This is a genomic window from Aestuariicoccus sp. MJ-SS9 (genome assembly GCF_032586235.1).
In the GTDB taxonomy this organism is placed as follows: domain Bacteria; phylum Pseudomonadota; class Alphaproteobacteria; order Rhodobacterales; family Rhodobacteraceae; genus Aestuariicoccus.
Window position 1 is genome coordinate 79,008 of sequence record NZ_JAWHTD010000014.1, and the last position, 11,279, is coordinate 90,286.

General features: G+C 62.9%; 9 protein-coding genes and 1 tRNA gene. 3 read left to right on the forward strand and 7 right to left on the reverse strand.

Annotated elements, in window-relative coordinates; translation table 11 throughout:
- Positions 1–270 precede the first annotated feature (270 nt).
- From RXV88_RS11810 to ctaD, 4 genes are all read right to left on the reverse strand, one after another.
- Complete coding sequence (locus tag RXV88_RS11810; protein ID WP_316293089.1) at positions 271–1,182, reverse strand: hypothetical protein; 912 nt, start codon at positions 1,180–1,182, stop codon at positions 271–273.
- Between the two features lie 13 nt (positions 1,183–1,195).
- Entirely contained in the window at positions 1,196–1,687 is a 492-nt protein-coding gene (locus RXV88_RS11815) for a DUF2244 domain-containing protein (RefSeq protein WP_316293091.1), read from the reverse strand.
- 106 nt (positions 1,688–1,793) lie between these two features.
- Positions 1,794–2,318: a c-type cytochrome gene (locus RXV88_RS11820; RefSeq protein ID WP_316293093.1), complete on the reverse strand. Its 525-nt coding sequence runs from the start codon at positions 2,316–2,318 to the stop codon at positions 1,794–1,796.
- 155 nt (positions 2,319–2,473) lie between these two features.
- Positions 2,474–4,147, reverse strand: coding sequence for a cytochrome c oxidase subunit I (gene ctaD / locus RXV88_RS11825; protein ID WP_316293094.1), 1,674 nt, complete (start codon positions 4,145–4,147; stop codon positions 2,474–2,476).
- 288 nt (positions 4,148–4,435) lie between these two features.
- Between ctaD and RXV88_RS11830 the strand changes: the two genes are divergently transcribed.
- Positions 4,436–4,678, forward strand: a complete 243-nt coding sequence (locus RXV88_RS11830) for a hypothetical protein (protein WP_316293096.1) — start codon at positions 4,436–4,438, stop codon at positions 4,676–4,678.
- A 170-nt stretch (positions 4,679–4,848) separates the two neighbouring features.
- On the opposite strand, the gene RXV88_RS11835 is transcribed toward RXV88_RS11830, so the two are convergent.
- The 3 genes from RXV88_RS11835 to lipB form a co-directional block, all read right to left on the reverse strand.
- The gene (locus tag RXV88_RS11835; protein ID WP_316293098.1) at positions 4,849–6,729 is read right to left on the reverse strand and encodes a PhoX family phosphatase; all 1,881 of its coding nucleotides are present in this window, start codon (positions 6,727–6,729) and stop codon (positions 4,849–4,851) included.
- Between the two features lie 140 nt (positions 6,730–6,869).
- Complete coding sequence (locus RXV88_RS11840; RefSeq protein WP_316293100.1) at positions 6,870–8,042, reverse strand: calcium-binding protein; 1,173 nt, start codon at positions 8,040–8,042, stop codon at positions 6,870–6,872.
- A gap of 88 nt (positions 8,043–8,130) precedes the next feature.
- Entirely contained in the window at positions 8,131–8,799 is a 669-nt protein-coding gene (lipB, locus tag RXV88_RS11845; RefSeq protein WP_316293101.1) for a lipoyl(octanoyl) transferase LipB, read from the reverse strand.
- 253 nt (positions 8,800–9,052) lie between these two features.
- On the opposite strand from lipB, the gene RXV88_RS11850 reads away from it, so the two are divergent.
- Together RXV88_RS11850 and RXV88_RS11855 are read left to right on the forward strand one after the other, a co-directional pair.
- Positions 9,053–9,139, forward strand: a tRNA-Leu gene (locus RXV88_RS11850).
- Positions 9,140–9,196: 57 nt separating this feature from the next.
- Positions 9,197–10,297: a tyrosine-type recombinase/integrase gene (locus tag RXV88_RS11855; RefSeq protein ID WP_316293102.1), complete on the forward strand. Its 1,101-nt coding sequence runs from the start codon at positions 9,197–9,199 to the stop codon at positions 10,295–10,297.
- Positions 10,298–11,279: the final 982 nt, after the last annotated feature.

Sequence of the window (11,279 nt, forward strand, 5' to 3'; positions counted from 1 at the left end):
GTTTCGGCGCGCTGGCGCGCGCCGACCGGCTGGGGGCTCTGCCCGTCGCCATTGTATCTCGGACCAATGGCGCGACAATGGCGACCCCCCGGGATATTTATGACCAGACGAAGGGGTGGCCGCGGATCTGTTGGCTTGCGGCTGGTGGGAGTCCCGGGCGTCGGGCGGTGCGCGTTGCGTCGAGCCGGCTGGGGGCGCTGCCCCCAGACCCCCGGGATATTTGTGACCAGATGAAATCAGCAGGTTTTCTGCGGATTGGGCTGTTTCGGGTCAGGGGGCTGGGAATTCCTGGTGCAGCGCGGCGAGGGTTGCGGGATCGTCGATGCGGAAGCGCTGCACGAAGCGGGTCTTGAAGCCGACGCGGCCGCGGCGCGCGCCGAAATTCTCGCCATGGTTCAGCACGTATAGGACCGCGGGGTCCTTGAGCGGCGTCAGCGTCTGCCCGGCGAGGGCGGCGAGATAGGGGAACATGCGGTGTTCGTGCTGCGTCATCTCCTGCAGGAAGGCCTGCGATTGCGGCAGGGCCGGGTAGTGGTGCAAAGCGGCGCAGGAGCCGCAGAGCTTCCAGAAGGGTTTGCGCAGCGGCAGGGCGAGCGTCGGGCGGGCGGCCAGGGCGACGTCGCCGGTGGCGTGATCCATGACGAAGCCGGTCTGGGCGAGGTAGCCGCCTTTGGCCTGGGCGCTCAACATCTCGGAGACCGCGCCGCTGCGCAGGAGGTCGTCGGCGTCGAAGCTCATGACATAGGCGGGGTCGGTGGCGATGTGGCCCAGATGGCCGGTCAGGGCCGCGAGTTTGCGCCATTTGTCGTTGCCGGGCGTGGGGTCGTCGAAGGGCAAGAAGAGGATGCGCGGATCGTCCGGCATCTCGGGGCGCTCCTGACAGCAGACGAGGGCGCGCCAGCGCGGGTCGGTCTGGGCTATCAGGCTTTGCAGCGTGGTGCGCAGCCGTGCGGTCACCGCGGGCCAGTCGCCGACCTGCGCGGGGCCCACCAGCGGGATGAGGAAGATCACCTCTTGCGCCGGGCGCCAGGGATGCCCCTTGCGTGCCAGCCGCAGATCCAGTGCGGCGCGTTCGCTGGGCAGGAGCGCGGCGCCGTCCCGCGCCACGCCCGGCCCGACAAGAGCGGTAGCGGCGCGCAGGGCGGCGCGTTTCAGCTTGGGGGCGGCGGGGGCCTGTGCCATCGTTCAGCGGGGCTCAGGCGCGCACAGAGCGGTGGAGCAGGCGGCTGAGGTCCTCGTAGAGCGCCTTGCGCTCGTGCTCGCTCAGGAAGGCGCCGATCTCGACCTCGCGGCCGCTGCCCGACAGGGTCACGTAATTGGGCACCGGGCCGCCTTTCTCGTGCAGGGCCACCTTGACCCAATAGGTGTTGCAATCCCAGCTTTGCTCGGGCCCGCGAGGGTTGCGGCGGCGCAGCCGGGTGCTTTCCGGCGTCACCGTCAGCACCTCGACGATCTGGCGGTCGCGGTCGTTGCGGCGCAGCGCATAGTACATGCCCGCGAGCGCCAGCAGCAGGAACGGCAGCAGCCCCCAGAGCAGAACCGTGCCCAGGAGGCCGAAGAGCGGGATCGTGGCCAGCGCGAAGGTGGCCAGGATGAAGGCGGCGAAGCCTTTGGGCGGCAGCGACTGGTGCGGCCAGAGCCGCATCTCGGTGGCGTCGGGGATGGATTGGGAATGCGTGTAGGGCATGGGTCCGGCGTGTTGATTTTGTGTCGCAATATATCCCTGCGAGATATGCCCGCAAGCGCGCCTGTCATGGGGAGGGTTGTCGCACGTGGCGCGAGGGCCGCGGGCGTCACTCCTCTTTGCGGAACTCTGCGTGGCAGGCGTTGCACGCGGCGGCCACGTGCCAGGCCGCGAAAACCGGTCCGCTGCGGCCCATCATGCCGCCGCCCTGCATCATCGCGGGCCCCATCTCGGCGTCCTCCCATTTCTGCGGGAGCGTGCCGCGCAGACGCCCATCCGCACGGGCGGCCAGTTCGCCCGACCATTGCTCGAGCATGTCGGCGTAGTGCTGGAAGGACGCGGGCTCTTGCCAGATCGTGTCGGTCGCCTCGCTGGGCGGGGCGTTCGAGCCTTCGGGGAACAACGCGGTCATGTGCCGGCCGGAGCCTGCGCGGATTTCCTCGCCCGCGCGCCGGACCGCGGCGGCGTCATAGGTCAGTTCGCCGTGGATCATGGCGAAGACGCGCTCGATCAGTTCCTCGAAACGCTCCATCTGTTCCATGCGGTCCTTGACGACGCCGGTGGCGCTTTCGTGTGCGATCGCCAAGGGGGCGGTGAGTGCGGCGAACAAAGCGACGTGGACCCATGGTTTCATGGTGGTCTCTCCTGATGGCGTTCGCGCCTTTGCATTATGCCAAAGCTGAGCGGGAAAGTCACCTGCGCCGGTGCCGGCCAAAAACGCAAAACGGCCCCCGCGAAGGGGGCCGTTCCGGTGACTGACTTATCAGGCGAAGGGATCGCCGTGAGGGCTTAGTGGGCGTGGCCCTTGTCCCAGTCTTCGCGCTTGGGCAGCTGCTCGAACGTGTGTTCGGGCGGCGGGCTGGGCAGGGTCCATTCCAGCGTGTCCGCATATTCGTTCCAGGGGTTGTTCTCGGCCGAACGCGCGCCGCGCGTCAGCGTGTAGAACATCACGCCGAAGAAGAACAGGAACGACGCGAAGGACAGGAAGGCGCCCCAGCTCGACCATGCGTTCCAGTAGGCGAAGGCCTCGGGATAGTCGATATAGCGGCGCGGCATGCCCTGGCGGCCCAGGAAGTGCTGCGGGAAGAACGTCAGGTTGGCCCCGATGAAGAACGTCCAGAAGTGCAGCTTGCCGGCCCATTCGGGGTACATCCGGCCCGACATCTTCGGCAGGTAGAAGTAGATGCCAGCGAAGATGGCGAAGACGGCGCCCAGGCTCATCACATAGTGGAAATGCGCCACGACATAGTAGGTGTCATGGTAGGCACGGTCGATGCCGGCCTGCGACAGAACGATGCCCGTCACGCCGCCCACGGTGAAGAGGAACAGGAACCCGAAGGCCCAGAGCATCGGCGTCTTGAACTCGATCGAGCCCTGCCACATCGTCGCGATCCAGCTGAAGATCTTCACCCCCGTCGGGACGGCGATGACCATCGTGGCCAGCATGAAGTAGCTTTGCTGGGTCAGCGACATGCCCACGGTGTACATGTGGTGCGCCCAGACGACGAAGCCCAGCGCGCCGATGGCGATCAGCGCCCAGACCATCGGCAGATAGCCGAAGACCGGCTTGCGCGCGAAGGTCGCGATCACGTGGCTGATGATGCCAAAGCCCGGCAGGATCACGATGTAGACCTCGGGATGGCCGAAGAACCACAGGATGTGTTGGTAGAGCACCGGGTCACCGCCGCCTGCGGGGTCGAAGAAGGTGGTGCCGAAGTTACGGTCGGTCAGCAGCATGGTGATGGCGCCCGCCAGAACCGGCAGCGACAGCAGGATCAGCCACGAGGTGACGAAGATCGACCAGCTGAAGAGCGGCACCTTGAAGAGCGTCATGCCCGGTGCGCGCATGTTCAGGAAGGTGGTAATCATGTTGATCGCGCCCAGGATCGAGCTTGCGCCCGACACGTGCACGGCAAAGATCGCCAGGTCCATCGACATGCCGCCTTCGTTGACGCTGAGCGGCGGGTAGAGCACCCAGCCCACGCCCGAACCGGCCTGCCCGTTGCCGCCCGGCGAGAAGACCGAGCAGACCGCGAGCGTGGTGCCCGCGACATAGAGCCAGAACGACAGGTTGTTCATACGCGGGAACGCCATGTCCGGCGCGCCGATCTGCAACGGCATGAAGTAGTTGCCGAAACCGCCGAAGAGCGCCGGGATCACCACGAAGAACATCATCAGGATGCCGTGGCCGGTGATCAGCACGTTCCACAGATGGCCGTTGGGGGTACATTCGACCGCTGCGGCGGCCGTCAGGCGCGCGCCTTCGAGACACATGTACTGCACGCCGGGGTCCATAAGCTCCAGACGCATGTAGACGGTGAAGGCCACCGAGATGAACCCCGCGAACGCCGAAACGATCAGATAGAGGATCCCGATATCCTTGTGGTTGGTGGACATGAACCAGCGGGTGAAGAACCCCCGCTCGTCTTCGTGTTCATGGCCATGAATGGCGGCGTCTGCCATATCTGCCTCCTCAAGGTGGTAAATCGATGGCGCGGAAAGAGAATCCTCCCGCGCACGCTGTTCAATTCAGGTTCTAGAATGCGAGGCAGGCAGGGGCAATGCCCGCTTTTGACGCAGATCAAACTATATTGTCGCAGCCGGGGGCAGTCTGGTGCGTGAGGCAAAAGGGTGGAATTCCGGACCGTGACTTTGTTCGCGGTTAGGGTAAGGTGAAGGCATTACAGGACGGGCGCCCGCGCTGCTGCGGGGTCCGGCATTTGAAAACGGATTTCGGAACGGATGGCTGCCATGGCTTTTTTCGACGCGCCTCAGACGGTGTTTGCACCGCTGCGCCCCTTCAGACAGATCGCATCCGCCCTCGGGGCGTTGGCCGACACACCCTTCGCGCGGCGGCAGCGCCTGATCGCGGCCCGGATCGCGGCCTTCCGGTCGCTGTCGGATGAGGAACTTGCGCAGATGGGCCTGACCCGCGACGCCATCGTGCCTTATGTCTTCCGCACCACGCGGCGCGGCGCGCAGGGGCGCGGATAGGCGACCCGGACAGGTCGCCGCGCTTGGGCGATCGGGCGCGTATCCGCGCTGTGACTTAGGGTTTTTGCAATTATAAACAGCCGGTTGCGCGTGGATATTCACGCGGATTTCCGACATGAGAACGCCCCGGAGTGGACCCCGGGGCGTCTTGATTTGTCTGCGACGAGCGTCTAGCCGACCAGACCGCCGTCCGCGCGCTTGACCGCGATCACCGTCGAGCGCGGCAGGCTGCCGTCGCCATCGGGGAAGGGGGCGGCCGGGTGCTGGATGCCGACGAACATCGTGCGGCGGTCCGACGACCAGGTCAGGCCCGTCACCTCGGAGCCGTTCGGCCCGGTCAGGAACCGCTCGATCCGGCCCGTCGCCGGGTCGCCCGCCAGCATCTGGTTGTTGCCCATGCCGGCGAAGTCGCCCTCGTTGTCGTCGTCGCCGTCGGTCTGGATCCAGAGCAGGCCGGTCGAATCGAACATCATCCCGTCGGGCGAATTGAAAAGGTTGCCCTCGTTGACATTGCCCGACCCCGCGTAGCTGTCGGAATGCACGGTCGGGTTGCCGGCCATGACATAAAGGTCCCAGTTGAAGAAGACCGCAGCGTGATCGTCGTTCGCCGGATACCAGCGCACGATCTGGCCATAGTGGTTCTCGGCCCTCGGGTTGGGCCCGGCCACCGGCGTTTCGTCGCCGCCCGCGTTGGGCTTGACGCCGCGGTTGCGGTTGTTTGTCAGCGCGCAATAGCCCTCGACCGAGACCGGGTTAACCGCGACCCATTCGGGGCGGTCCATGGTCGTTGCGCCCACTTTCGACGCCGCCATCCGGGTGAAGACGTGGATTTCGTCGATTGCCATGCCGGTCGATTCGGGCGTCAGCTCCAACCATTCGTCGGTGCCGTCGTCGTTGAAGCGCGCGACGTAAAGCTGGCCGTCGTCCAGCAGCCCCTCGGTCTCGCCGCCCGGGGTGTAGAAGCCGTCCGACACGAAGCGATAGAGGAACTCGCCCCGTTCGTCGTCGCCCATGTAGACGACCACACGGCCATCGGGCGCCAGCGCGGCGGCGGCGTTTTCATGCTTGAACCGGCCCAGACCGGTGCGCTTTACCGGCGTGCTGTCGGGGTTGGCGGGGTCGATCTCGACCACATAGCCCGCACGGCGCGGCTCGTTCACGTTCTTCGAGATATCGAAGCGCGCGTCGTATTTCTCGTAGGCATAGCGGCTTTCCAGCCCGACGCCGTAACGGACAAAATCCGCAGGCCGTTCAAAGGCTTCGTCGGTCGAGCCGAAGTAACCGTTGAAGTTTTCCTCGCAGGTCAGGTAGGTGCCCCAGGGCGTCCGGCCCGAGCCGCAATTGTTGAACGTGCCCAGGCTTTCGGTGCCGGTCGGATCGGCCTCGGTCTTGAGCAGGTCGGACCCGGCGGCGGGCCCGGCGATGCGCATCGGCGTGTTGTGGTGGATGCGGCGGTTGAAGGGGCTGTCGACGACGATACCCCAGCTGTTCTCGCCCTCGGCCACTTCCATCACGGTGACACCCTGCAGGTTCTGCAGCAGACGCGCGTCGTCGGCGCTGGTCACCTCGCCGCCGGTGGCGGGCAGGTTGTGCTTGGGGTTTACGTATTCGTGGTTGACGGCGACGATCTGGCGGCCGCCCACGTTGAACAGCTCCATCCCGTCGGTGTTCTCGCCGAAGACCTTGTCGGAGGACGCCAGATCGATGCCCGTGACCGGATCGAACGGTGCCGCGTCGGAAAAGAGCGGATCGCCCCAGCGCGCCATCGGCGCCCAGTCGTAGCCCTCGGGCACGTGCACTGTGAAATCGGTGGCGATCGGGATCGGGCCAAAGCCGATGCGGCTGGCCTGCGCCTGGGCCGAGGTCGTGCCCAAAAGTTGCGCGGTGCCCATCACGGCCGCGCCCGAGCCGAATGCCATCAGCCCGCCCAGAAAGCCGCGCCGCGACACGGCGCTTTGCACCACGCGGTCGAAATCGGTTTCCTCGGGGCGGGGGTCGTTCAGTTCGTCCCAGTCGTCCCAGCTCAGATCGGCAATGTCGGTGTCTTTCATCATATTCCCCAGTGTCAGACTATGGCGGGCCATCGGCCCATGCTGCCGTGCTAGCGGGGAATGATCGGGGTTTTGTAACGGTTGGATTAAAGAAATGTAACGGGCGGCCGGGGCCGCCCGGCTGGGTCCTTCGACACGGTTCAGAAGGCGAAATCCGAGGCGCTCAGATCGGCGATTGCCGTGTCGTAGATGTAAAGCAGATTGCTGCCGCCGAGGGTGACGCGCACATGCCCGCCGACCTCGGCCGCCGCGGCCTGAACGTCGGCGAAATCGTTCAGCGCGGTATTGGCGCTGAGGTCGATCACGTCGGTGCCGGGCTCGAAATCCAGGATGCGGTCGCTGCCCGTCTGGTCGCCGAATTCGAAGATGTCCGCACCGCTGCCACCGGTCAGATAGTCGATGTCGTCGCCGTCGCCCGCGTTCAGCACATCCGAACCGCCGTCGCCGTAAAGCCGGTCGACCCCGTCGCCGCCGCCGAGATAGTCGAATCCATCGCCGCCGCGCATCGTGTCGTCGCCGTAGCTGCCGAACAGGCTGTCGTTGCCGGCCTCACCCAGCAGCGAATCCTCGGCCCAGCCACCGTCGAGATGATCGTCGCCATTGCCGCCCAATAGCGTGTCCTGACCACTGAGGCCGAAGAGGAAATCGTCGCCCGCGTGCCCATCAAGCGCGTTGTCATCGTTGGATCCGGTGATCCAGTCGGCGTTGTCGGTCCCATCGACGTTTTCGACTTTGTAGAGCTGGGTTCCGTCGGCCCCCGCCGTCACGGCATCACTGATGATATGGGTATTGCTGTTCTGCCAGGTCATCACGTCGGTGGTCGTAAAGCTGGTGAACGCCGCATCGTAAACCGTCGCTCCAAGGTTCACGACGACCCCGAGCCCGGCCTGCGCATCCAGCGCGATCTGGAAATCCACGCTGTCCGACCCGCCCTCTCCGTTGAAATAGTCGGCGCCGCCGTAGACGAAAAAGATGTTGTCGGCGTCGTTGCCGATCACGGTGTCGTCGTAGGCGCTGCCGATGATCGCTTCGACCGAGGTCAGGCTGTCGCCCTCGGCGGTGCCGCCCGTGCCTTCGGCATTGGCCGAGGTGCCGGGATCGTAGCGGATGTCGACCGCTGCGCTGCTGTCGCGGTAATCGGCACGGTCGACCCCGGTGCCGCCAAAAAGGAAATCCGCCCCGGCCCCGCCGCGCAGGATGTCGTTGCCGCCGCCGCCGTCGAGCGTGTCGTCGCCGCCCAGACCCGAGATAAAATCGTTGTTCGCGGTCCCGGTCAGAAGATTGTCGCCGGAATCGCCCGAGATCGATGCCATGGTGGTACCCCTCAAAATACACTGTCAGCGAGGCAACTTTAACGGGATCCACGCTTAAGAAAACAATCCTTGAGGGCTTCGGCGGGTATCAGCCCGTCGGGCAGGCCGGGGTCTCCATCACCTCGTCGAAACTGCGGCGCAGCGCGACGTCGAGGTCGGCCATGGTGACCGGCAGGCCCAGATCGACCAGGCTGGTGACGCCGTATTCGGTGATCCCGCAGGGCACGATGCCGTCGAAATGGCTCAGATCCGGTTCCACGTTGATCGAGATGCCGTGAAAGCTCACCCATTTGCGCAGGCGGATGCCGATGGCGGCGATCTTGTCCTCGGCCACCCTCCCGGTCACGGTGCGCGGCTTTTCGGGCCGTTCGACCCAGACGCCGACGCGGCCGTCGCGGATGTGGCCGGTGACGTTGAACTCGGCCAGGGCCGCGATTACCCAGCGTTCCAGATCCTGGACAAAGCAGCGCACGTCGCGCCCGCGTTTGCCGACGTTCAGCATGACATAGGCCACCCGCTGGCCCGGCCCGTGATAGGTGTACTGCCCGCCGCGCTTCGAGGTGTGGACCGGAAAGCGGTCGGGGTCCTTCAGATCGGCGGGCCGGGCCGAGGTGCCTGCGGTATAGAGCGGCGGATGCTCGACCAGCCAGACGCATTCCTCGGCCTCGCCCGCGGCAATGGCGGCGGCGCGCGCCTCCATGAAGGCGACGGCCTCGTCGTAATCGGTCAGCCCATCTGTCGTGATCCACTCCACCATGCGCGGTCTTTCGCACGGGCCGCGTCGGCAGGCAAGATCAGGTGGCGGTCACCGGGTCCATAAAGGGGGAGGGCGCGCCCACGTCGGTCTCTACCGCGGCGCGCGATCCATTTCGGCCGCGTCTCTGGCCAAGCCCGGAAAACAGGCCGCCGGGCAACGCCCCCAATTCATCCCTCTGCACGGCGAATGGCGCATTTTCCCCTTGAGCGCCCCGCGCCGTCCCGCTATAGCCTGCGCCACCAAGCCTGACAGTGCGGTCGTGGCGGAATTGGTAGACGCGCAGCGTTGAGGTCGCTGTGGGGTAACACCCGTGGAAGTTCGAGTCTTCTCGACCGCACCATCACCTTAAGACAACTTACTGAAATTCCTTCGAAATTAACCATCGAGGGATACAGTCGTGTCACACATTCAGTACACAATTCAGCGCTCTGGCACCTATTACTATAACCGTCGTGTACCCAAGCATGCAGTCGAAACCTACGGTAGATTCATCAGACAAGCTTTGTCCAAAGATCGGGATGAAGCAGAAGCCTACGCAAAACGTCTCAGTAATGTACTTGAAGGCTCTTGGTGCGGTCAGTCCAGCGTCAAGCCTGTTGATGTTGCCTCTGTCGTGGAGAGCTTCAAACCCAAGTCTGTTCTGTTGTCTGAGATGGCAGAGGAATACCTGTCCCTGAGGAAGATCGACCAGACCCCACCTCGGGTAGCTCTCAAGACCTTCTTGTCTTTGGCTGGTGACAGAGACGTAAGTGAGTATACCCGAGAAGACACCAAGCTCTTTGTCCGTCATTTGGCGATGAAGGGGAACAAGACAACTACTATGAGACGTAGGGTCAACAGCCTGTCTGCGATCCTGAACTACGCCTATTCTGAACTGGACCTGGAAAAGAGGAACCCATTCTCTCGCCTGATCATCAAAGGGGAGGGAGAGGACAAGTTTAGACGAGGTGTGTTCACCAACGAACAGCTCAGACAGGGGTACGAGAAGGCGTTGTCCTCAGGCAGTACGGTCAAGCTCATCATGCCCATCTTGGGGGAGACCGGATGCAGGTTGGCTGAGATTGTCGGGATGAAAGTGGAAGACCTTGAGAATGACCTGATCCACATTCGTCCTAATGAAGCCAGAAGGCTGAAGACCAGTAACTCTGAGCGGACCTTGCCTTTGGTTGGATATGCCAAGTTGGCGTTGCTCAAGGTGTTAGAAATGTCTGACGGGGAGTACCTGTTCCCTCAGTACATAAAGGATCAGAGGTGCTACGCCACGCATGCCTCCAACGCTTTGAACAAGTGGTTGAAGAAGGACTTTGATGGGCTGACTGCACATTGCCTCAGACACACCCTGAGAGACCGTCTAAGGGCCGTAGAGTGCCCCTCTGACATGATTGACCAGATCGGCGGGTGGCGGTCTGTAGGGGGCATAGGAGTGCGCTACGGGCGTGGGTATGGGGTGGAGCAGATGAAGGGGTGGATTGAAGAAATCTCGCTTAAGTCTCTGTAAAACCACGTCTCGGCAAAGACCTTTCCGATGCCCAAAAATCGCCCCATTTGCGTGTGATCCTCAAAAAAATATGAGGATAGAGCAGATGCATTCAGTCTATTCAGCTGATCTTGAGAGGAACCGGATCGCTCGATCCGTGCAGCGCGTTCTCCTGAATGTGCTGGTATTCACTGCATTGTTCGTTACGCTTGCGATACTTGGCTTGGCATTCGTTAACGCGCCACAAAGTCAGGCCTTTGCCCTAGACCTGCCGGGTCCGCCACAGACGATGAATTAGGAGACGAGGCTCTCCCTTCTGAGTCACACTTACATGACGTGAATGCCCCTTGATGGCGTACCGGCGGGCCAATAAGGGGTTCTGGATATCCGAAGCACCCGACAGAACAGCCATGGTTTTCGGACAGTTTGCAACGGCCTTCGTTAGACTTCGGGACATGCCATCAGGGCGCTCAACACATAATCAACTCGATGCGTAGGACGTGATCCTTGGATGAGTTCCATCTGCCTCGATGACCCTAATACGAACGGGTGTCCAAGTGGCTTGATCGGCAAGACGCGCAGTGGCAGCTTGGAAGGGAGGGCGTTTTACTTGGGGAATGTCGGGTTGAAGATCTCGCGCGCGAACGTGCGGAGGTTCCTAAAGGCCTTTGCGACCTTGTTATTCGTGAAGCAGTAACTTTCGCTATTGCCAATCTGATAAGTCCTGCCAAATGCAGGTTCGACGCTATGACTGTCGAAAGCAGAGGCACACTGATGTGTCAGCGGTGTCCCGCAATCACGATTGTCCAAGCCATTCAAATATTTCGCGCGCGATGTCATACCTCGTATTCTTGAGAAAGAAGTTGGCTAAAGTGTGTCTCTGCAATGATTCTATCCACTACTTAGTCGGGTCTGAACAACGCCCGACGCTCTGAATTTATGTGAGAAATGTCTTATTTTGTTGGCTTTGGCCTGCAGGGTTTCATAGGATTCCATTGAAAAC